This is a genomic window from Pseudomonas mosselii (assembly GCF_019823065.1).
Lineage (GTDB): Bacteria > Pseudomonadota > Gammaproteobacteria > Pseudomonadales > Pseudomonadaceae > Aquipseudomonas > Aquipseudomonas mosselii.
On sequence record NZ_CP081966.1, the window covers coordinates 3980627 to 4001970 of the forward strand.

Below are 21344 nucleotides of genomic sequence, written 5' to 3' on the forward strand. Positions count from 1 at the left end.
ACCGGCCCTTAACTCAACCTGAAAACAGCTGGCCGCATGATAGCGCAGCTCTTGGTACCCATGCGCAGCCCCTTGCAGGAGCACCTCGGCAAGGCCGGCAAATCCCCTATACTGCCCGCCTGCCCCACCCGAGACCCCGCCATGAGCGCGATTCACATCAAGTACCCCGCCCTGACCTTCAAGGCCGGCCAGCGTGCCCTGCGGCAGATCCGCGAACGCGGCCTGCGGGCCGAAGATGTCGGTGTGTTGCCGGGCGCCGCCGGTGGCCCCAAGCCGCTGGGGATCCAGGGCCTGGACCTGGCGTTGTTCGGTGAATGGCTGACCAGCGCGCCGCGCCAGCGTGCGCTGATCGGCGCCTCGATCGGTGCCTGGCGCTTCGCCAGCGCCTGCCTCGACGATCCGGTCGCCGGCATCCGCCGCCTGGGCGAGCTGTACACCGAGCAGGACTTCGCCAAGGGCGTGACACCCAAAGAGATCAGCCAGAGCTGCCAGCGCATGCTCGACGACCTGCTGCAAGGCCGCGACGGGCAGGTCCTGGCCAACCCGCACTACCGCCTGAACATCCTGGTGGTGAAGAGCCATGGCCAGCTCGCCCACGACCACCGCGGCCGTCTGGGCATGGGCCTGTCCTCGGTGATCGCCAGCAACCTGCTGGGACGCGCGCGCCTGGGCCGGCATTTCGAGCGGGTCATCCTCCACGACCAACGCGCCGCGCCGCCGCTGGAGCCACTGACCGACTTCCCGTCGCGCAGCCTGCCGCTGGACCTGGCCAACCTGCGCCACGCCCTGCTCGCCTCGGGCTCGATCCCCATGGTCATGGAAGGCGTGCGCGACATCCCCGGCGCCGGGGCCGGCACCTACCGCGACGGCGGCCTGCTCGACTATCACCTGGACCTGCCCTACCAGGGCGACGACCTGGTGCTCTACCCGCACTTCACCGACAAGGTGGTGCCCGGCTGGTTCGACAAGGCCCTGCCCTGGCGCAAAGGCGACGCCACGCGCCTGCAGAACGTGCTGCTGATGACCCCGTCACCGCAGTACCTGGCCGCCCTCCCCTACGGCAAGCTGCCAGACCGCAACGACTTCAAGCGTTTCATGGGCGATGCGTCGGGCCGCAGGCGCTACTGGTACCAGGCCATGGCCGAAAGCCGGCGCCTGGGCGACGAACTGCTGGAACTGATCGCCACCGGGCGGTTGCAGGATCGGTTGCAAGCCTTGTAGCGGGCATGCTGGTAGACTGCGCGCATCGTTGATTCACACAGAGTTATGCCAGCGTGGAAATCTTTAAGGAATTTACCTTCGAATCGGCTCACCGCCTGCCCAACGTCCCTGCCGGCCACAAGTGCGGTCGCCTGCATGGCCACTCGTTCAAGGTTGCCCTGCACCTGACCGGCCCGCTCGATCCGCACACCGGCTGGATCCGCGATTTCTCCGAGATCAAGGCGATCTTCAAGCCGATCTACGAGCAGTTGGACCACAACTACCTGAACGATATTCCAGGCCTGGAAAACCCCACCAGCGAAGTGATCGCCAAGTGGATCTGGGACCAGGTCAAGCCGCTGCTGCCGGAGCTGTCGAAGGTGCGGATCCATGAGACCTGCACCAGCGGGTGCGAGTACACCGGCGACTGATCTGCACCGGCCTTTTCGCGGGTAATCCCGCGAAGAGGCCAGCACCGTTACCCCAGAGCTTCAGCCCTGCCCGCGGTCCAGGGCGTCTCGCAAAAAGCTCGGCGCGATATAGCGCTGGTAATGCGCCTCCGACAACAGGAAAAACTCCCGGTCGATGGCATCGCGCAACTGCGGCAGTTCCCAGTCGCGAAACTCCGGCAGCAGCGCCATCCCGTACGCCTCCAGGTCACGGATCATCCGCGCCCCACGGGCGATCAGCTGATACGCCCAGCAATACTCGGACTGGTGCGCGACGAAGCGGACCGAGCGCTGCTCCAGTTGCTGGCGCAGCAGCGCTTTGTCGAACACTTCCAGCTTGGCCATCATCACCTGCACCAGCAGTTGCTCCAGGCGCAGCCACACCGCGCGCTTCTGCTCGTCGTCGTAGCCGTTCCAGTGGATCACTTCGTGGTGAAAGCGCTTGCAGCCGCGGCACACCAGGTCGCCGTAGACCGTGGAGCACAGGCCGACGCAAGGGGTCTTGATGGATTGGTTGGACATGTAGAAACAACAGCTTGGCGGTGGAACACCGGTTCATGTTAGCCCTTTGTCTAACCAGGGTCACCCGTTAAAGTCATCTACGCCGCCTTACTTTCGGCTTATTTTTGCCGTAGAATCACCCCGCCTTTTCAAGGCAACAATGTCCGTTGGAAGCTGTTTTCAAAGCGTCACGAGCACAGTTAATCCGGTAGAACGGCGTTGGCCCTGTCCATGCAAGCGTGCATGGCCATGGCCAACCCCTCATCAGCCTTCCGTTCTACAGGCGTAAAACTTTGAAAGCAGCTTCTGTAAGGATTCTCTGCGACCCTGGCTTGCCGGCCCAAAAAGCCGTCTTGAGCGCATGGGTGCATGGGAATGCTGGATGAGCGTCCCGGACTCCCTTTAGGGACCACTGATGAGGGTAATAACTGTGCTTGAAGCCTACCGCAAACACATCGAAGAGCGTGCCGCTCTGGGTATCGTGCCCCAGCCGCTGAACGCCGAACAAACTGCAGGCCTGGTCGAGCTGCTGAAAAACCCGCCGGCCGGCGAAGAAGCCTTCCTCGTAGACCTGGTCACCAACCGCGTTCCGCCAGGAGTGGACGAAGCCGCCTACGTCAAGGCCGCGTTCCTCTCCGCCGTCGCCAAGGGTGAAGCCAAATCCCCGTTGATCGACCGTAAGCACGCCACCGAGCTGCTGGGCACCATGCAGGGCGGCTACAACATCGAGACGCTGGTCGCGCTGCTGGACGACGCCGAACTGGGCGCCGTCGCGGCCGAACAGCTCAAGCACACCCTGCTGATGTTCGACGCCTTCCACGATGTGGCCGAAAAAGCCAAGGCGGGCAACGCCCACGCCAAGGCCGTGCTGGAATCCTGGGCTGCCGGCGAGTGGTTCACCAGCCGTCCGGCGATCGCCGACAAGTACACCCTGACCGTGTTCAAGGTGCCTGGCGAAACCAACACCGACGACCTGTCCCCTGCTCCGGACGCCTGGTCGCGCCCTGACATCCCGCTGCACGCCCTGGCCATGCTGAAGATGGCCCGCGACGGCATCGAGCCTTCGCAGCCAGGTTCGGTCGGCCCGATGGCCCAGATCGAAGCCATGAAAGCCAAAGGCTTCCCGGTTGCCTACGTCGGTGACGTGGTCGGTACCGGTTCCTCGCGCAAATCCGCCACCAACTCGGTGCTGTGGTTCTTCGGCGACGACATTCCGTACGTGCCGAACAAGCGCGCCGGTGGTTTCTGCTTCGGCACCAAGATCGCCCCGATCTTCTACAACACCATGGAAGACGCCGGCGCCCTGCCGATCGAGTTCGACTGCACCAACCTGGCCATGGGCGACGTCATCGACGTCTACCCGTTCAAAGGTGAAGTGCGCCGCCACGGCAGCGACGAACTGGTCACCCACTTCGAGCTGAAGACCGAAGTACTGCTCGACGAAGTCCGCGCCGGCGGCCGTATCCCGCTGATCGTCGGCCGTGGCCTGACCGAGAAGGCCCGCGCCGAACTGGGCCAGGCCCCATCGGACCTGTTCAAGAAACCCGAGCAGCCAGCCGCTTCGACCAAGGGCTTCACCCTGGCGCAGAAGATGGTCGGTCGCGCCTGCGGCCTGCCGGAAGGCCAGGGCGTGCGTCCAGGCGCCTACTGCGAGCCGAAGATGACCACCGTCGGCTCCCAGGACACCACGGGCCCGATGACCCGCGACGAGCTGAAAGACCTGGCGTGCCTGGGCTTCTCCGCCGACCTGGTGATGCAGTCGTTCTGCCACACCGCGGCCTATCCGAAGCCGATCGACGTCACTACCCACCACACCCTGCCAGACTTCATCCGCACCCGTGGCGGCGTGTCGCTGCGCCCGGGCGACGGCATCATCCACAGCTGGCTGAACCGCATGCTGATGCCTGACACCGTGGGTACCGGTGGCGACTCGCACACCCGCTTCCCGATCGGCATCTCGTTCCCGGCCGGTTCCGGCCTGGTGGCCTTCGCCGCCGCCACCGGCGTCATGCCGCTGGACATGCCAGAATCCGTGCTGGTGCGCTTCAAGGGCAAACTGCAGCCAGGCATCACCCTGCGTGACCTGGTCCACGCGATCCCTTACTACGCCATCCAGAAGGGCCTGCTGACCGTCGAGAAGAAAGGCAAGAAGAACATCTTCTCCGGCCGCATCCTCGAGATCGAAGGCCTGAACGAGCTGACCGTCGAGCAAGCCTTCGAGCTGTCCGACGCCTCGGCCGAACGTTCCGCCGCCGGTTGCACCATCAAGCTGCCAGAGAAGGCCATCGCCGAGTACCTGCAGTCCAACATCACCCTGCTGCGCTGGATGATCGGCGAAGGCTACGGCGATGCCCGCACCCTGGAGCGCCGCGCCCAGGCCATGGAAGCCTGGCTGGCCAAGCCTGAGCTGCTGTCGGCCGACGCCGACGCCGAGTACGCCGAAATCATCGAGATCGACCTGGCCGACGTCAAGGAGCCTGTGCTCTGCGCGCCGAACGACCCGGACGATGCCCGCCTGCTGTCCTCGGTACAAGGCGAGAAGATCGACGAAGTGTTCATCGGCTCGTGCATGACCAACATCGGTCACTTCCGCGCTGCCGGCAAGCTGCTGGACAAGGTCAAGGGCGGTATTCCGACCCGTCTGTGGCTGGCTCCGCCAACCAAGATGGACGCCCACCAGCTGACCGAAGAAGGCTACTACGGCATCTACGGCAAGGCTGGCGCGCGCATGGAAATGCCAGGCTGCTCGCTGTGCATGGGTAACCAGGCACGTGTGCAGACCGGTTCGACCGTGGTCTCCACCTCGACCCGTAACTTCCCGAACCGTCTGGGCGACGCCACCAACGTGTACCTGGCCTCGGCCGAGCTGGCTGCTGTCGCTTCGATCATCGGCAAGCTGCCGACCGTCGAGGAGTACATGCAGTACGCGAAAGACATCGACAGCATGGCTGCCGACGTCTACCGCTACCTGAGCTTCGACCAGATCGCCGAGTTCCGCGAAGCGGCGGCCAACGCCAAGATCCCGGTGGTTCAGGCGTAAGCTGAGCAGGACGTTGTAGAAGAAAGCCCCGGTAGCGATACCGGGGCTTTTTTGTTGGATTTACGATCCTGTCGCGGGGCAAGCCCGCTCCCACGTCAACATGAATTTCCCCACGCGGGAGCGGGCTTGCCCCGCGATTGTCGTCAGATCACGAACAGATCAACGAACCTGTGCACCGGCATCACCTCCAGCGCCTGCTGATCCTTGCACACGTCCAGGATCGCCTCACAGCGCTGCCGCGCGAACCGCGTCGCCAGGTTCTCGCGGAACTTGGCCTCGAGCAACGGCATCCCCTCCTCCCGCCGCCGCCGATGCCCGATCGGGTACTCCACCACCACCTGCGGCGTGTGCGAGCCATCCCTGAAGAACACTTGCACGCCATTGGCGATGGAGCGCTTGTCGGGCTCCAGGTACTCGCGAGTGAAGCGCGGCTCCTCGACGATCACCATCTTCTCGCGCAGGCGGTCGATGCTCGGGTGCGCGGCGTGGAAGGCATCCTCGTAGTGCTCCGCCACCAGGTCGCCGAAGATCAGCGGCACGGCGGTCATGTACTGCAGGCAGTGGTCGCGGTCGGCGGCGTTGGCCAGCGGCCCCTCCTTGGAAATGATGCGGATCGCCGACTCATGGGTGGTAATGACGATCCGGTCGATCTCATGCAGGCGGTTGCGCACCTGCGGGTGCAGGGTCACTGCAGCCTCGCAGGCGGTCTGGGCGTGGAACTCGGCGGGGAAACTGATCTTGAACAGCACGTTTTCCATCACGTAGCTGCCCAACGGCTGCGGCAGGCGCAGTTCACGCAGCGGCTCGGGCTTGAGCGCCAAGTCCTTGTTGGTGTGGCTGAACGACACATCGTAGAAGCCCCACTGTCTGGCGGTCAGCGCACCGGGCACGCCCATCTCGCCACGCAGGGCAATATCGGCCAGGCGCACGCCGCGACTGGAGGCATCCCCCGCCGCCCACGACTTGCGCGACCCGGCGTTGGGCGCGTGACGGTAGGTGCGCAGGGCCTGGCCATCGACGAAGGCGTGGGACAGCGCCGACAGCAACTGCTCGCGATTGGCGCCCATGAGCCTGGCGCAGACCGCCGCGGAGGCGACCTTGACCAGCAGCACATGATCCAGGCCGACCCGGTTGAACGAATTCTCCAGCGCCAGCACGCCCTGGATCTCGTGGGCCATGACCATGGCATCGAGTACCTCGCGCATGACCAGGGGCGCCTCGCCATTGGCCACACGCTTTTGCGAGAGGTGGTCGGTGACCGCCAGGATGCCGCCGAGGTTGTCCGAGGGGTGCCCCCACTCCGCCGCCAGCCAGGTGTCGTTGTAGTCCAGCCAGCGGACGATGCAGCCAATGTCCCAGGCGGCCTTGACCGGATCGAGGCGATAGCTGGTACCAGGCACGCGGGCGCCATGGGGGACAAGGGTGCCCTCGACCAGCGGGCCTAGATGCTTGGTGCATTCAGGAAAGCGCAGGGCCAGCAGGCCGCAGCCCAGGGTGTCCATCAGGCAATAGCGGGCGGTGTTCAGGGCTTCGGCGCAATCGACGCGGTAGCCAAGCACGTAGTCGGCGAGGGTCTGCAGGACCTGGTCGTAGTCGGGGCGGGTGTTGAGGTCTACGTTTGCGCTCATATACAGCTCCCTTCTGGATTGCCGGGGCCGCTTTGCGGCCCCAACCAACGAAAGCCGAACGCTAGATGCCTTAGAAACTATCACCGGGCACGCGCACCCAGCCCTCCATCAGCACCCGAGCGCTTCGGCTCATGATTGCCTTGGTCACGGTCCACTGCCCATTCACCTGACGCGCCTCGGCCCCGACCCGCAACGTCCCGGACGGATGACCGAAACGCACGGCACTGCGTTCACCGCCACCGGCGGCAAGGTTGACCAGCGTCCCCGGGATCGCTGCGGCGGTGCCGATGGCGACCGCCGCGGTGCCCATCATCGCGTGGTGCAGCTTGCCCATCGACAACGCACGCACCAGCAGGTCGACGTCCTCGGCTGCGACAACCTTGCCACTGGAGGAGGTATAGCCGGTCGGCGCCGCGACGAACGCGATCTTCGGCGTGTGCTGGCGCCCGGCGGCCTGGTCGATGTGCTCGATCAGCCCCATGCGCACCGCGCCATGGGCACGGATGATCTCGAAACGCTGCAATGCCGCGGCATCGCCGTTGATCGCGTCCTGCAGCTCGGTTCCGGTATAGCCGATATCGGCGGCATTGACGAAGATGGTCGGTATGCCGGCGTTGATCAGGGTCGCCTTGAAGGTGCCGACACCCGGCACCTCGAGGTCGTCGACCAGGTTGCCGGTGGGGAACATCGCCCCGCCGTCACCGTCCTCGTCGGCGGCCGGATCAAGGAATTCCAGCTGCACCTCGGCAGCCGGGAAGGTCACGCCATCGAGCTCGAAATCGCCGGTTTCCTGCACCTCGCCTTCGGTGATCGGCACATGGGCGATGATGGTCTTGCCGATATTGGCCTGCCAGATCCGCACGGTGGCGATACCATTGCGCGGAATCCGACTGGCATCGACCAGCCCGCTGCTGATGGCGAACGAGCCGACCGCGGCGGACAGGTTGCCGCAGTTGCCGCTCCAGTCGACGAAGGCCTTGTCGATCGACACCTGGCCGAACAGGTAGTCGACGTCGTGGTCGGGCTTGATGCTCTTGGACAGGATCACCGTCTTGCTGGTGCTGGAGGTGGCGCCGCCCATGCCGTCGATCTGCTTGCCGTACGGGTCGGGGCTGCCGATCACCCGCAGCAGCAGGGCGTCGCGGGCAGGACCAGGAATCTGCGTCTGCTCGGGCAGGTCCTGGAGGCGGAAGAACACGCCTTTGCTGGTGCCGCCGCGGATATAGGTGGCGGGAATTTTGATCTGGGGTACGTGAGCCATTGTCTTGGGCATCCTGATAGTCCGGTGAAGTACCCTGGGGCTGCCCTGCAGCCCTTTCGCGACACAAGGCCGCTCCCACAGGTACTGCGCCGCTCGTTGTGGGAGCGGCCATGTGTCGCGAAAGGGCCGCAAAGCGGCCCCCGTTTCATGCTCAGGCCGCCCCCTCCAGGAAGTCCTGGGCAAAGCGCTGCAACACCCCACCCGCCTCGTAGATCGATACCTCTTCGGCGGTATCCAGGCGACAGGTCACCGGCACCTCGACACGCTCGCCATTGCGCCGCGTCACCACCAGGGTCAGCGTCGCCCGTGGCGTGCGCTCGCCGAGCACATCGTAGGTCTCGCTGCCGTCCAGGCCCAGGGTCTTGCGGTCGGTGCCCGGCTTGAACTCCAGCGGCAGCACGCCCATGCCCACCAGGTTGGTGCGGTGGATACGCTCGAAGCCTTCGGCGACGATGGCCTCGACACCTGCCAGACGCACGCCCTTGGCCGCCCAGTCACGGGACGAGCCCTGGCCGTAGTCGGCACCGGCGATGATAATCAGCGGCTGCTTGCGCTCCATGTAGGTCTCGATGGCCTCCCACATGCGGGTCACCTTGCCTTCCGGCTCGAGGCGCGCCAGCGAACCCTGCTTCACGCTGCCGTCGTCCTTGCGCACCATTTCGTTGAACAGCTTGGGGTTGGCGAAGGTGGCGCGCTGGGCGGTCAGGTGGTCACCGCGGTGGGTGGCGTAGGAGTTGAAGTCCTCCTCCGGCAGGCCCATCTTCGCCAGGTACTCGCCGGCGGCGCTGTCGAGCATGATGGCATTGGACGGTGACAGGTGGTCGGTGGTGATGTTGTCCGGCAGCACCGCCAGCGGGCGCATGCCACGCAGGGTACGCTCACCGGCCAGGGCGCCTTCCCAATACGGCGGACGGCGGATGTAGGTGCTCATTGGGCGCCATTCATACAGCGGCGCGACTTTCGGCCCCTTGTCTTCCTCGATGGTGAACATCGGGATGTACACCTGGCGGAACTGCTCGGGCTTGACCGAGGCGCGCACCACGGCGTCGATCTCTTCATCGCTCGGCCAGATGTCCTTCAGGCGAATCTCCTTGCCGTCGACCACGCCCAGCACATCCTTCTCGATATCGAAGCGGATGGTGCCGGCGATGGCGTAGGCCACCACCAGCGGCGGCGAAGCCAGGAATGCCTGCTTGGCGTACGGGTGGATGCGGCCATCGAAGTTGCGGTTGCCCGACAGCACGGCGGTGGCGTACAGGTCGCGGTCGATGATTTCCTGCTGGATCACCGGGTCCAGCGCGCCGGACATGCCGTTGCAGGTGGTGCAGGCGAAGGCGACGATGCCGAAGCCCAGCTGCTCCAATTCCTGCTCCAGCCCTGCTTCCTTGAGGTACAACTGCACGGCCTTGGAGCCCGGCGCCAGCGACGACTTGACCCATGGTTTGCGGACCAGGCCGAGCTTGTTGGCGTTGCGCGCCAGCAGGCCGGCGGCGATCACGTTGCGCGGGTTGCTGGTGTTGGTGCAACTGGTGATGGCGGCGATGATCACCGCGCCATCGGGCATCTGCCCAGGCACTTCTTCCCATTGGCCAGCGATGCCCTTGGCCGCCAGGTCGCTGGTGGCCACGCGGGCGTGCGGGTTGGACGGGCCGGCCATGTTGCGCACCACGCTCGACAGGTCGAAGCTCAGGGCGCGCTCGTACTCGGCCTTGGCCAGGCTGTCGGCCCACAGGCCGGTGGCCTTGGCATAGGTTTCCACCAGCTGCACTTGCTGGTCATCACGGCCGGTGAGCTTGAGGTAGTCGATGGTCTGCTGGTCGATGGCGAACATCGCCGCGGTGGCGCCGTATTCCGGGGCCATGTTGGAGATGGTGGCGCGGTCGCCCAGGGTCAGCGCGCTGGCGCCGGCGCCGTGGAACTCCAGGTAGGCGCCGACCACCTTCTGCTTGCGCAGGAACTCGGTGAGCGCCAGCACCAGGTCGGTGGCGGTGATGTTCGGCGCCAGGCGACCGGTCAGCTCGACGCCGACGATCTCCGGCAGGCGCATCCACGAGGCGCGGCCGAGCATCACGTTCTCGGCCTCCAGGCCGCCGACGCCAATGGCGATCACACCCAGGGCATCCACGTGCGGGGTGTGGCTGTCGGTGCCGACACAGGTGTCCGGGTAGGCCACGCCGCGATCGTTGTGGACCACCGGCGACATCTTCTCCAGGTTGATCTGGTGCATGATGCCGTTGCCCGGCTGGATCACGTCGACGTTCTTGAAGGCCTGCTTGGTCCAGTTGATGAAGTGGAAACGGTCTTCGTTGCGGCGATCCTCGATGGCACGGTTCTTCTCGAACGCCTGCGGGTCGAAGCCGCCGCACTCCACGGCCAGCGAGTGGTCGACGATCAGCTGCACCGGCACCACCGGGTTGACCTGGGCCGGGTCGCCGCCTTTATCTGCAATGGCATCGCGCAGGCCGGCCAGGTCGACCAGGGCGGTCTGGCCGAGGATGTCGTGGCAGACCACGCGGGCGGGGAACCAGGGGAAGTCGAGGTCGCGCTTGCGCTCGATCAGCTGCTCCAGCGAGGCGTTGAGCGTGGCCGGATCACAGCGGCGCACCAGGTTCTCGGCCAGCACGCGGGAGGTGTACGGCAGGCCGTCGTAGGCGCCGGGCTTGATCGCCTCGACCGCGGCACGGGCGTCGAAGTAGTCCAGGGCGGTGCCTGGCAGGTTCTTGCGGAATGCGGTGTTCATATCGTTATCGGGCTCGGTCACGGTGTTCAGTAGGCAGGTCTGGCCTTGGGGGGCGCTACGCGCCCCTTTCGCGACACAAGGCCGCTCCTACAGGGACTGCGCCGCACCTGTGGGAGCGGCCTTGTGTCGCGATAGGGCTGCACAGCAGCCCCAGCGCTCTATCAGTCAACGCTGCTCGATCGGCACGAACTGGCGTTGCTCGACGCCGACGTACTCGGCGCTCGGGCGGATGATGCGGTTGTTGGCGCGCTGTTCGAACACGTGCGCGGCCCAACCAGTCAGGCGCGAGCAGACGAAGATCGGGGTGAACAGCTTGGTCGGGATGCCCATGAAGTGGTACGCCGAGGCATGGTAGAAGTCGGCGTTGGGGAACAGGCGCTTCTGCTCCCACATGGTCTTGTCGATGGCCTCGGAAACCGGGTACAGGACCTTGTCGCCGACTTCATCGGCGAGTTGCTTGGCCCAGCCCTTGATCACCTCGTTGCGCGGATCGGACTCTTTATAGATGGCGTGGCCGAAGCCCATGATCTTGTCCTTGCGCTCGAGCATGCGCAGCAGCTCGGCAGTGGCTTCCTGCGGAGTCTGGAAGCGTTCGATCAGCTCCATCGCCGCTTCGTTGGCGCCGCCGTGCAGCGGGCCGCGCAGCGAGCCGATGGCCGCGGTCACGCAGGAGTACAGGTCGGACAGGGTCGAGGCGCAGACCCGGGCGGTGAAGGTCGAGGCGTTGAACTCGTGCTCGGCGTAGAGGATCAGCGAGACGTTCATCACCTTGACGTGCAGCGCGCTCGGCTTCTTGCCGTGCAGCAGGTGCAAGAAGTGGCCGCCGAGGGTGTCCTCGTCGCTGGTGCAGTCGATGCGCACGCCGTGGTGGGTGAAGCGGTACCAGTAGCACATCACCGCCGGGAACAGCGCCAGCAGGCGGTCGGTCTTCTCGCGCTGGGCGTCGAAGGTCAGTTCCGGCTCCAGGGTGCCGAGCACCGAGCAGCCGGTGCGCATCACGTCCATCGGGTGGGCGTCGCGCGGGATGCGCTCGAGCACTTCCTTCAGCGCTTGCGGCAGGTCGCGCAGGCCCTTGAGCTTGCGCTTGTAGTCGGCAAGCTCCGCCTTGCTCGGCAGCTCGCCGTACAGCAGCAGGTAGGCGACTTCCTCGAACTCGGCGCCGGCGGCCAAGTCGCGCACATCATAGCCGCGGTAGGTCAGGCCGGCCCCGGCCTGGCCGACGGTCGACAGCGCGGTCTGGCCGGCCACCTGGCCACGCAGGCCAGCGCCACTGAGTACTTTTGCTTCGGCCATGGTGTTTCTCCTTTCTTGAATTTGTTATCGAAGTCTTTTCTGGCTAATCGGGTATCGGGCCTGTTCGCCGGCAAGCCGGCTCCTACAGGGCGACGTGCGCTTGAATCATCCCTTCTTCTGCGCGAACAGCGCATCGAGGCTCTGCTCGAAGGCGTGGTAGCCGATGGCATCGTAGAGCTCCATGCGGGTCTGCATGGTGTCGATCACGTTCTTCTGCGTGCCGTCACGGCGCAGCGCGGTGTAGACGTTCTCGGCCGCCTTGTTCATGGCGCGGAAAGCCGACAGCGGGTAGAGCACCAGCGACACGTCGACCGAGGCCAGCTCCTCGGTGGTGTACAGCGGCGTGGCGCCGAACTCGGTGATGTTGGCCAGGATCGGCGCCTTCACCCGGTCGGCGAAGGTCTTGTACATCGACAGCTCGGTAATGGCTTCCGGGAAGATCATGTCGGCGCCGGCCTCGATGCAGGCGGCAGCGCGGTCCAGGGCGGCGTTCAGGCCTTCCACCGCCAGCGCGTCGGTGCGCGCCATGATCACGAAACTGTCGTCGCTGCGGGCATCCACGGCGGCCTTGATGCGGTCGACCATCTCCTGCTGCGAGACGATCTCCTTGTTTGGGCGATGGCCACAGCGCTTGGCGCCGACCTGGTCCTCGATATGAATGGCCGCGGCGCCGAACTTGCTCATCGACTTGACGGTGCGGGCGACGTTGAAGGCCGAGGCGCCGAAGCCGGTGTCAACATCCACCAGCAGCGGCAGGTCGCATACATCGGTGATGCGCCGTACGTCGGTGAGCACGTCGTCCAGGCCGCTGATGCCCAGGTCCGGCAGGCCCAGGGAGCCGGCGGCGACACCGCCGCCGGACAGGTAGATGGCCTTGAAGCCGGCACGCTTGGCCAGCAGAGCGTGGTTGGCGTTGATGGTCCCGACCACCTGCAGCGGATGTTCGGCGGCGACCGCGTCACGGAAACGCTGGCCGGGCGTGCTCTTCACTGTCATGACTCACCTCGTGGGCTATTGTTGTCGGCACCTTGGTAGTGGCGCTCGATATTGCGTTTGGACGCGCCGATGTGGCGGCGCATCAGGAGTTCTGCCAGTTCGCCGTCGCGGGCTTCGATCGCATCGAGGATGCGGTGGTGCTCGGCGAAGGCCTGGCGCGGGCGGTTGGGCGTGCTGGAGAACTGGATGCGGTACATGCGCACCAGTTGGTACAGTTCGCCGCAGAGCATCTTGTACAGGGTCTGGTTGCCGCTGCCCTGGATGATCCGGTAGTGGAAGTCGTAGTCGCCTTCCTGCTGGTAGTAGCCCTGGCCGGCCTGGAACGCGGCGTCACGCTCGTGGGTGTCGAGCACATGGCGCAGCTCGTCGATGGCCGCCTGGCTCATGCGTTCGGCGGCCAGGCGGCAGGCCATGCCTTCGAGGGATTCGCGGATTTCGTACAGCTCGATCAACTCGGCATGGCTGAGCGACACCACCCGGGCGCCGACATGGGGCACGCGCACCAGCAGGCGCTGGCCCTCCAGGCGGTGGATCGCCTCGCGCAGCGGGCCGCGGCTGATGCCGTAGGTGCGCGCCAGCTCCGGCTCGGAGATCTTGCTGCCGGGGGCGATCTCGCCCTTGACGATGGCGGCCTGGATGCGCCGGAAGACGTGCTCCGAGAGGGTCTCGGTCTCGTCCTGAGGCAGCGTGGTGGCCGGGGCTGTGTCCAGCATGATTGTCGACACCTTCAAAATCAGTGACGCCAAAACTAGCCAAATAGAGGAATGGAGTCAAAGACAAAAAGAATATTGTCGACAATCGTCTAATAACGAACTTACCCCGCCTTCATGGGGTCTGATCGCGGGCGCGCTGGCGTCAAGACATCGGCGTGATAGAATGCCGCGCTCCTTCGGGAGCATGGATAGTGTGTCTGTCATCATTTCATGTTGTTGACAGATCAATGAGGACGCTTGGCCAGTCGCCTTGCCCTGAAACCTGCACAGCACCGCGCCAGGATTATGAGACTCAAACCCGCTTTATTGCTGCTCTGCCTGACCCTGCTGCCGGCGCTCGCGCCCGCGGCCGAGAAAACCGTGTACGGCCTGAACGAATACGCCCGCCTGGGCGACCTTGACCTGGAAGTGGCGGCCAAGCTCGACACCGGCGCCAAGACCGCCTCGCTCAGCGCCCGCGACATCAAGCGTTTCAAGCGCAACGGCGAGAGCTGGGTGCGCTTCTACCTGGCCATCGACGCCGCGCACAAGCACCCCATCGAACGCCCCCTGGCCCGCGTCAGCAAGATCAAGCGCCGCGCCGGGGACTATGATGCCGACTCGGGCAAGGCCTACACTGCCCGCCCGGTCATCGAACTCGAGATCTGCATGGGCCAGACACAACGCACCATCGAGGTCAACCTCACCGACCGCAGCGCCTTCCAGTTCCCGCTGCTGATCGGTTCCGAGGCCCTCAAGCACTTCGGTGCGCTGGTCGACCCAAGCCTTAAATACGCGGCCGGCAAACCTGCCTGCGCCACCGAAGCTCCCAAAGCAGAGTAATTCCGATGCGCTCTCTTACCCTTCACCTGAAAGTCCTGATCACCGTCCTGGTGCTGCTGGGCATCGCGATCACGGCCTACCAGATCTTCGCCCTCGGCATCCCGGTGACCGAGGACGAGACCGACGACCTGTGGAACATCGACGCCAAGGTCGAGTTCGTCGCCAGCGCCAAGGACCCGGTCAAGGTGCAGATGTTCGTGCCCCCGCTGAACCGTGACTACGTGAGCCTCAACGAGAGCTTCATCTCCAACAACTACGGGGTCAGCGTCAACCGCGCCGACGGCAACCGCAAGGTGACCTGGTCGGCCCGTCGCGCCAGCGGCAACCAGACCCTCTACTACCGCCTGGTGCTGACCAAGCGCTACAGCAACGAAAAGACCAAGATCAAGGGCCCGACCTTCCGCGACAGCCTGGCCGTCGAGGGCCCGGAGAAGATCGCCGCCGAAGCGCTGATGGCACCGATCCGCCAGCACTCGGCCGACGTCGAGACCTTCGTCAGCGAGACCATCAAGCGTGTCAACAATGTCAACGACGACAACGCCAAGCTGCTGCTGGCCGGCGACAACTCACCGCTGAAGAAGGCCCAGGTCATCGACCTGCTGCTGTCCATCGCCCACGTGCCGCTGGAGAAGGTTCACACCATCCGCCTGGTGGCCGACACCCCGCAGAACCCCGAACTGTGGCTGCGCAGCTTCAACGGCAACGACTGGCTGTACTTCAACCCGGAGACCGGCGAGCAGGGCCTGCCCAGCGACCGCCTGCTGTGGTGGACCGGTGACGACAACCTGATCACCGTCGATGGCGGCAAGAAGGCCACCGTCACCTTCAGCATGAACAACAGCGAGATGAACGCCATCCGCCTGGCCAAGCTGACCGACGAGAACACCGACGCCGACTTCCTCGAATACTCGCTGTACGGCCTGCCGCTGCAGACCCAGCAGACCTTCATGATCATGGTGATGATCCCGATCGGCGTGCTGGTGATCCTGGTGCTGCGCAACCTCATCGGCATCCAGACCCTGGGTACCTTCACCCCGGTGCTGATCGCCCTGGCCTTCCGCGAGACCCAGCTGGGCTTCGGCATCATCCTGTTCACGGTGATCACCGCCCTGGGCCTATCGCTGCGCTCGTACCTTGAGCACCTCAAGCTGCAGATGCTGCCGCGCCTGTCGGTGGTGCTGACCTTCGTCGTGGTGCTGATCGCCGCCATCAGCCTGTTCAGCCACAAGCTGGGCCTGGAGCGCGGCCTGTCGGTGGCACTGTTCCCGATGGTGATCCTGACCATGACCATCGAACGCCTGTCGATCACCTGGGAAGAGCGTGGCGGTGGCCATGCCATGAAAGTGGCCGTTGGCACCCTGTTCGCCGCCTCCATCGCGCACCTGCTGATGACCGTGCCGGAAGCGGTGTACTTCGTCTTCACCTTCCCGGCGGTACTGCTGATCCTGGTGGGCTTCATGCTGGCGATGGGTCGCTATCGCGGCTACCGCCTGACCGAGCTCGTGCGCTTCAAGGCATTCCTGAAGAAGGCTGACGCCTGATGTTCGGCCTGATCAAGACGTGGAAAGCCCTGGAGGCCCGGGGCATCATGGGTATCAACCGGCGCAACGCGGACTACGTGCTGAAGTACAACAAGCGCCACCTGTACCCGATCGTCGACGACAAGATCATCACCAAGGAGCGTGCCCTGGCAGCCGGCATCCATGTGCCGGAGATGTACGGCATCATCGAGACCGAGAAGCAGATCGAGAAACTCGACGAGATCATCGGCGGGCGCAGCGACTTCGTCATCAAGCCGGCCCAGGGCGCCGGCGGTGACGGCATCCTGGTGATCGCCGACCGCTTCGAGGACCGCTACCGCACGGTCTCCGGCAAGATCATCAGCCACGAGGAGATCGAGCACCAGATCTCCAGCATCCTTACCGGCCTGTACTCGCTGGGCGGGCACCGCGACCGCGCGCTGATCGAGTACCGGGTCACCCCGGACCAGATCTTCAAGAGCATCAGCTACGAAGGCGTGCCGGACATCCGCATCATCGTGCTGATGGGCTACCCGGTGATGGCCATGCTGCGCCTGCCGACCCGCCAGTCTGGCGGCAAGGCCAACCTGCACCAGGGCGCCATCGGCGTGGGCGTTGACCTGGCCACCGGCCTCACCCTGCGCGGCACCTGGCTGAACAAGATCATCAGCAAGCACCCGGACACCACCAACGCGGTGGACGGTGTGCAGTTGCCGAACTGGGACGGCTTCATGAAGCTTGCCGCCAGCTGCTACGAGCTGTGCGGCCTGGGCTACATCGGCGTGGACATGGTTCTGGACCAGGACAAGGGCCCGCTGATCCTCGAGCTCAACGCCCGCCCCGGCCTGAACATCCAGATCGCCAACGACTGCGGCCTGACCCAGCGCACCCACGCCATCGAGGCGCACCTGGAGATGCTGGCCAAGGAAGGTCGCAGCGAGGATGCCGAGCAGCGCGTGAAGGTCTCGCAGGGATTGTTCGGGCACGTCAATCCGCTATAGCCCAGGCCCTGCGCAATCCCTGCAGGAGCGGCCTTGTGTCGCGAAAGGGCTGCAAAGCAGCCCCAATTTCAGCGTTTATGCAGAGATTGCCGGGGCCGCTTTGCGGCCCTTTCGCGACACAAGGCCGCTCCTACAGGGGAACTGCGCAGAACCGGACGATGAATGTCGTTGCCAGTGCTAGGCGCATTTCCCGCACGGGTCTACAATCGCCCACCTCGCTTGTTCATCGCCGTCCATCCTGATGCCGACCTGTACGCTCCACCCCCTGCCTTACCAGCCCGACCCCGCCTTCTACTTCGAACGCCTGCGCCGCGCGCCCGGTGCGATCCTGCTCGACAGCGCCCGCCCAGGTGCCGAACGCGGTCGCTACGACCTGCTCAGCGCCTGGCCTTTGCAGCAGTTGCAGGCAAATCCCGAGGAGGACGGTCGCGACTACCTGCAGCGCCTACGCCAGGCCTTGGCCGAGCTGGGGACGGCACAACTGCCCGAGGGCATCGAACTACCGTTCGCCGGTGGCCTGATCGGCTACCTGAGCTACGACTTCGGCCGGCGCCTGGAGCAGTTGCCGACACACGCGGTCGACGATCTCGGCCTGCCCGATGCCCGGCTGGGGCTGTATGCCTGGGCACTGGTGTCCGACCATCGGCTAAGCAGCAGCCAACTGGTCTTTCACCCGAGCCTGCCCCAGACCGAGCGGCAACGGCTCATCGCGCTGTTCGACGCCAGCGCCCCGGGCGACACCGGCGACTTCCGCCTGCTCGCGCCCATGACCGGCGATCTTCGCCCCGAGCATTACCGGGCGGCGTTCGACCAGGTGCAGCGCTACATCCAGGCCGGCGACTGCTACCAGATCAACCTTACCCAGCGCTTTCGCGCCCCCTGCCAGGGCGACCCGTGGCGCGCCTACCTGGCCCTGCGCGCTGCCTGCCCGACGCCGTTCTCCGGCTACCAGCAGTTGGATGAAGGCACTGCGCTACTGAGCTTCTCCCCCGAGCGCTTCATCCGTGTCAGCCAGGGCGAGGTCGAGACGCGCCCGATCAAGGGCACCCGCCCGCGTGCCGCCGATCCGGTGGAGGACGCACGCAACGCCGCCGAGCTGCTGGCCAGCCCCAAGGACCGCTCGGAAAACCTGATGATCGTCGACCTGCTGCGCAACGACATCGGCCGCACCTGCCAGACCGGCTCGGTGAAGGTGCCGGAGCTGTTCAGCCTGGAGAGCTACCCCAACGTTCATCACTTGGTCAGCAGCGTGGTCGGCCGCCTGGCCGCCGGCAAGGACGCCCTGGACCTGATCGCCGGCAGCTTCCCCGGCGGTTCGATCACCGGTGCGCCGAAGATCCGCGCCATGCAGATCATCGACGAGCTGGAGCCGGCGCGCCGGGCGCTGTACTGCGGCTCGCTGCTGTATGTCGACGTGCGCGGCGAGATGGACAGCTCCATCGCCATCCGCAGCCTGCTGGTCAAGGATGGCCAGGTCAGTTGCTGGGGTGGCGGCGCGGTGGTAGCCGACTCGCACTGGCAGGCCGAGTACGAGGAGTCGATCGCCAAGGTGCGGGTGCTGATGGAAACGCTGCAGGCCTTGTAAGACTCGGTGGGAGCGGGCTTGCCCCGCGATCGCCAGGCGTCTGCCCCGCCATTTTTTGTTACCATCTGACCACTACGAGCGCACAGCGCCACTCAACCGATGGAAACCGCCTGATGAGCCACCCCTTCGACGTCGCCGCCCTGGCCGCGACCTATGCCAGCAAGTCCCCGCAGGAGATCCTCAAGCTCGCCTTCGAGCATTTTGGCGACGACCTGTGGATCTCCTTCAGCGGCGCCGAGGATGTGGTGCTGGTGGACATGGCCTGGAAACTGAACAAGCAGGTCAAGGTGTTCAGCCTCGACACCGGCCGCCTGCACCCGGAAACCTACCGGTTCATCGACCAGGTACGCGAGCAGTACAACCTGCCCATCGAGATCCTCAGCCCGGACCGCGACAAGCTCGACCCGTTCGTCAAGGAAAAAGGCCTGTTCAGCTTCTACAAGGACGGCCACGGCGAGTGCTGCGGCATCCGCAAGATCGAGCCGCTGCGCCGCAAGCTGGCCACCGTCAGCGCCTGGGCCACCGGCCAGCGCCGCGACCAGAGCCCCGGTACCCGCAGTCAGGTGGCTGCCCTGGAGATCGACAGCGCCTTCTCCACCCCGGAGCGCACCCTGTACAAGTTCAACCCGCTGGCGCAGATGACCAGCGAGGAAGTCTGGGGCTACATCCGCATGCTCGAGCTGCCCTACAACAGCCTGCATGAGCGCGGCTTCATCAGCATCGGTTGCGAGCCGTGCACCCGCCCGGTGCTGCCGAACCAGCACGAGCGCGAAGGGCGTTGGTGGTGGGAAGAGTCGACGCAGAAGGAGTGCGGGTTGCATGCCGGCAACCTAATTACCAAGGCTTGAAATAGCCGGGGCCTGTAGGAGCGGCCTTGTGTCGCGATGGGCCGCAAAGCGGCCCCGCTATTTCAAATCAGTGCACCGGCAGCTCGACACCCTCGAACAGCTCTTCGAGCTCCTGCTTGTTATGGCACTGGATCGCCTTGGCCATCACCTCACGGGTCAGGTGCGGCGCGAACTTCTCGATGAAGTCGCACATGAAACCGCGCAGGAAGGTGCCGCGACGGAAGCCGATCTTGGTGATGCTGGCCTCGAACAGCTCGCTGGCGTCCAGGCACACCAGATCGCTGTCGAGCTTCGGGTCGACCGCCATCTTGGCCACGATGCCCACGCCCAGACCCAGACGCACATAGGTCTTGATCACGTCGGCGTCGGCGGCGGTGAACACCACCTTCGGCGTCAGGCCACGGTGATTGAACGCCTCGTCAAGCTTGGAGCGACCGGTGAAGCCGAACACGTAGGTGACGATCGGGTACTCGGCCACCGCTTCCAGGGTCAGCTTCGGCAGCTTGGTCAGCGGATGGCCCTGGGGCACCACCACGCAGCGGTTCCACTTGTAGCAAGGCATCATGATCAAGTCGCCGAACAGCTCCAGCGCCTCGGTGGCGATGGCGAAGTCGACGGTGCCGTCGGCCGCCATCTCGGCGATCTGCATCGGCGAGCCCTGGTGCATGTGCAGGGCGACTTCCGGGTACTGCTTGATGAAGTTGCTGATCACCGGCGGCAGCGCGTAGCGCGCCTGGGTGTGGGTGGTGGCGATCGACAGGGTGCCCTTCTTCTCGTTGGAGAATTCCTGGGCGATCTGCTTGATGCTCTCGACCTTGCGCAGGATCTCGCCGGCGGTGTTGATGATGCGCTCGCCGGCCGGGGTGACGCGGGTCAGGTGCTTGCCACTGCGGGCGAAGACCTCGACGCCCAGCTCATCCTCGAGCAGGCGGATCTGCTTGCTGATACCTGGTTGGGAGGTGTACAGACTCTGCGCCGTCGCGGAAACGTTGAGGTCATGGTGCGCCACTTCCCAGATGTAGCGCAGTTGCTGAAGCTTCATAGATTTCCCTCAAAGGCGGTAGGTCACCGGCGCGCCGGCAGCGACGAGTTATAACTATATTAGTGGCTTGAGAAATAAATCTAGAACTATTTTGTTACGTTCGCTGTAAAAAGTCCTACCGTGAGGCTCACGATTTCCTACGCCCAAGATGGTGAGCCAATGGCACCATGTACACCGGCACCGGTGACAGCTGCAGCAGCCGCACCGCCGTGCGGCCGATCGGCACATCCACCCCCGCGCCGGCGCTGTGGCTACCGAAGATCAACAGGTCAACCGACAACCGCTGGGCCTGCTCGAGGATCACCTGGGCCGGGTCGCCCTGGCGCACCCGCACCGCGCGGATCAATGCCAGGTCGGCCGGTTCGGTCATCTCGTCGCGAAAGTTCTCCAGCACCCGCTGCTCGATATTGGCCATGACCGTGTTGACGCCCTCGCTGTGCAGCGCATCGAGGGTCTGCTCGTCGAGGTAGCTCTGCAGCAGCGATTCGGCGAACTGCCCCATGGGCTCCACGGCGTGGATCACATACAGCTCTGCGTTAAAGGTCCGCGCCAGGGCCAGGGCGTGCTGCATGACAAAGGGCGCATAGACACCGAGGTCAGTGGCAAACAGCATGGAACGGATCATTCGACCTCCTCGACTGCCGCGACGGCAGAGCAAGCTTGAGCTTAGCAGCGCCATAGCCGGTCGCCTGGCCGTCCGGCGCA

17 protein-coding genes are annotated in these 21344 nt (G+C 64.9%); 8 read left to right on the forward strand and 9 right to left on the reverse strand.

Translation table 11 applies throughout. The features are described from left to right. The first annotated feature begins 141 nt into the window (after positions 1 to 141). Both K5H97_RS18465 and queD read left to right on the forward strand, forming a co-directional pair. Positions 142 to 1221, forward strand: a complete 1080-nt coding sequence (locus K5H97_RS18465) for a patatin-like phospholipase domain-containing protein (RefSeq protein WP_028692599.1) — start codon at positions 142 to 144, stop codon at positions 1219 to 1221. A 53-nt stretch (positions 1222 to 1274) separates the two neighbouring features. Continuing rightward, on the forward strand, positions 1275 to 1631 hold the full coding sequence (queD, locus tag K5H97_RS18470) for a 6-carboxytetrahydropterin synthase QueD (RefSeq protein ID WP_023630589.1): 357 nt from the start codon (positions 1275 to 1277) through the stop codon (positions 1629 to 1631). A gap of 60 nt (positions 1632 to 1691) precedes the next feature. Here the strand turns inward: queD and K5H97_RS18475 are convergent, their stop codons facing one another. Continuing rightward, positions 1692 to 2171: a DUF1289 domain-containing protein gene (locus tag K5H97_RS18475; protein WP_028692600.1), complete on the reverse strand. Its 480-nt coding sequence runs from the start codon at positions 2169 to 2171 to the stop codon at positions 1692 to 1694. Between the two features lie 409 nt (positions 2172 to 2580). On the opposite strand from K5H97_RS18475, the gene acnB reads away from it, so the two are divergent. Beyond that, positions 2581 to 5190, forward strand: coding sequence for a bifunctional aconitate hydratase 2/2-methylisocitrate dehydratase (gene acnB, locus K5H97_RS18480; protein WP_028692601.1), 2610 nt, complete (start codon positions 2581 to 2583; stop codon positions 5188 to 5190). Between the two features lie 143 nt (positions 5191 to 5333). Here acnB and prpD read toward each other — a convergent pair whose 3' ends face one another. The 6 genes from prpD to K5H97_RS18510 all read right to left on the reverse strand — a co-directional run bounded on the left by prpD (position 5334) and on the right by K5H97_RS18510 (position 13821). Beyond that, positions 5334 to 6818 (reverse strand): 2-methylcitrate dehydratase, encoded by a 1485-nt coding sequence (gene prpD / locus K5H97_RS18485; RefSeq protein ID WP_028692602.1) that lies wholly within the window; start codon positions 6816 to 6818, stop codon positions 5334 to 5336. A 70-nt stretch (positions 6819 to 6888) separates the two neighbouring features. Then, the gene (prpF, locus tag K5H97_RS18490; protein WP_028692603.1) at positions 6889 to 8079 is read right to left on the reverse strand and encodes a 2-methylaconitate cis-trans isomerase PrpF; all 1191 of its coding nucleotides are present in this window, start codon (positions 8077 to 8079) and stop codon (positions 6889 to 6891) included. Between the two features lie 151 nt (positions 8080 to 8230). After that, positions 8231 to 10819, reverse strand: a complete 2589-nt coding sequence (acnD, locus tag K5H97_RS18495) for a Fe/S-dependent 2-methylisocitrate dehydratase AcnD (protein WP_028692604.1) — start codon at positions 10817 to 10819, stop codon at positions 8231 to 8233. A gap of 165 nt (positions 10820 to 10984) precedes the next feature. Next, positions 10985 to 12112: a bifunctional 2-methylcitrate synthase/citrate synthase gene (gene prpC / locus K5H97_RS18500; protein WP_028692605.1), complete on the reverse strand. Its 1128-nt coding sequence runs from the start codon at positions 12110 to 12112 to the stop codon at positions 10985 to 10987. Positions 12113 to 12217: 105 nt separating this feature from the next. Further along, a complete protein-coding gene (gene prpB, locus K5H97_RS18505; protein ID WP_028692606.1) occupies positions 12218 to 13108 on the reverse strand; it encodes a methylisocitrate lyase in 891 nt (296 codons plus the stop codon). Next, positions 13105 to 13821 (reverse strand): GntR family transcriptional regulator, encoded by a 717-nt coding sequence (locus K5H97_RS18510; RefSeq protein WP_028692607.1) that lies wholly within the window; start codon positions 13819 to 13821, stop codon positions 13105 to 13107. The genes prpB and K5H97_RS18510 overlap by 4 nt, the downstream gene beginning before the upstream one ends. Positions 13822 to 14106: 285 nt before the next feature. Between K5H97_RS18510 and rloA the strand changes: the two genes are divergently transcribed. From rloA to K5H97_RS18535, 5 genes are all read left to right on the forward strand, one after another. Beyond that, a complete protein-coding gene (rloA, locus tag K5H97_RS18515) occupies positions 14107 to 14643 on the forward strand; it encodes a retropepsin-like aspartic peptidase RloA (RefSeq protein WP_028692608.1) in 537 nt (178 codons plus the stop codon). A gap of 5 nt (positions 14644 to 14648) precedes the next feature. Beyond that, on the forward strand, positions 14649 to 16184 hold the full coding sequence (gene rloB / locus K5H97_RS18520) for an osmotic stress tolerance membrane protein RloB (RefSeq protein ID WP_028692609.1): 1536 nt from the start codon (positions 14649 to 14651) through the stop codon (positions 16182 to 16184). Continuing rightward, the gene (locus K5H97_RS18525; RefSeq protein ID WP_028692610.1) at positions 16184 to 17164 is read left to right on the forward strand and encodes an alpha-L-glutamate ligase-like protein; all 981 of its coding nucleotides are present in this window, start codon (positions 16184 to 16186) and stop codon (positions 17162 to 17164) included. The genes rloB and K5H97_RS18525 overlap by 1 nt, the downstream gene beginning before the upstream one ends. Before the next feature lie 241 nt (positions 17165 to 17405). After that, positions 17406 to 18749: an aminodeoxychorismate synthase component I gene (gene pabB, locus K5H97_RS18530; protein WP_028692611.1), complete on the forward strand. Its 1344-nt coding sequence runs from the start codon at positions 17406 to 17408 to the stop codon at positions 18747 to 18749. A gap of 113 nt (positions 18750 to 18862) precedes the next feature. Continuing rightward, the gene (locus tag K5H97_RS18535; RefSeq protein WP_028692612.1) at positions 18863 to 19597 is read left to right on the forward strand and encodes a phosphoadenylyl-sulfate reductase; all 735 of its coding nucleotides are present in this window, start codon (positions 18863 to 18865) and stop codon (positions 19595 to 19597) included. Between the two features lie 67 nt (positions 19598 to 19664). On the opposite strand, the gene cysB is transcribed toward K5H97_RS18535, so the two are convergent. After that, positions 19665 to 20639, reverse strand: a complete 975-nt coding sequence (cysB, locus tag K5H97_RS18540) for an HTH-type transcriptional regulator CysB (RefSeq protein ID WP_011533140.1) — start codon at positions 20637 to 20639, stop codon at positions 19665 to 19667. A 127-nt stretch (positions 20640 to 20766) separates the two neighbouring features. Continuing rightward, positions 20767 to 21264 carry a universal stress protein gene (locus K5H97_RS18545; protein WP_028692613.1) on the reverse strand — a complete coding sequence of 166 codons (498 nt, stop codon included), beginning with the start codon at positions 21262 to 21264 and terminating at the stop codon, positions 20767 to 20769. Positions 21265 to 21344: the final 80 nt, after the last annotated feature.

Excerpts from the sequence above, each read along its gene's own strand:
- rloB (WP_028692609.1), top strand. The coding sequence starts at position 14,649 with ATGCGCTCTCTTACCCTTCACCTGAAAGTCCTGATCACCGTCCTGGTG.
- K5H97_RS18465 (WP_028692599.1), top strand. The coding sequence starts at position 142 with ATGAGCGCGATTCACATCAAGTACCCCGCCCTGACCTTCAAGGCCGGC.
- prpD (WP_028692602.1), bottom strand. The coding sequence starts at position 6,818 with ATGAGCGCAAACGTAGACCTCAACACCCGCCCCGACTACGACCAGGTC.
- rloA (WP_028692608.1), top strand. The coding sequence starts at position 14,107 with ATGAGACTCAAACCCGCTTTATTGCTGCTCTGCCTGACCCTGCTGCCG.
- pabB (WP_028692611.1), top strand. The coding sequence starts at position 17,406 with ATGCCGACCTGTACGCTCCACCCCCTGCCTTACCAGCCCGACCCCGCC.
- K5H97_RS18535 (WP_028692612.1), top strand. The coding sequence starts at position 18,863 with ATGAGCCACCCCTTCGACGTCGCCGCCCTGGCCGCGACCTATGCCAGC.
- prpB (WP_028692606.1), bottom strand. The coding sequence starts at position 13,108 with ATGACAGTGAAGAGCACGCCCGGCCAGCGTTTCCGTGACGCGGTCGCC.
- K5H97_RS18545 (WP_028692613.1), bottom strand. The coding sequence starts at position 21,264 with ATGATCCGTTCCATGCTGTTTGCCACTGACCTCGGTGTCTATGCGCCC.
- K5H97_RS18525 (WP_028692610.1), top strand. The coding sequence starts at position 16,184 with ATGTTCGGCCTGATCAAGACGTGGAAAGCCCTGGAGGCCCGGGGCATC.
- K5H97_RS18510 (WP_028692607.1), bottom strand. The coding sequence starts at position 13,821 with ATGCTGGACACAGCCCCGGCCACCACGCTGCCTCAGGACGAGACCGAG.
- acnD (WP_028692604.1), bottom strand. The coding sequence starts at position 10,819 with ATGAACACCGCATTCCGCAAGAACCTGCCAGGCACCGCCCTGGACTAC.
- K5H97_RS18475 (WP_028692600.1), bottom strand. The coding sequence starts at position 2,171 with ATGTCCAACCAATCCATCAAGACCCCTTGCGTCGGCCTGTGCTCCACG.
- prpF (WP_028692603.1), bottom strand. The coding sequence starts at position 8,079 with ATGGCTCACGTACCCCAGATCAAAATTCCCGCCACCTATATCCGCGGC.
- cysB (WP_011533140.1), bottom strand. The coding sequence starts at position 20,639 with ATGAAGCTTCAGCAACTGCGCTACATCTGGGAAGTGGCGCACCATGAC.
- prpC (WP_028692605.1), bottom strand. The coding sequence starts at position 12,112 with ATGGCCGAAGCAAAAGTACTCAGTGGCGCTGGCCTGCGTGGCCAGGTG.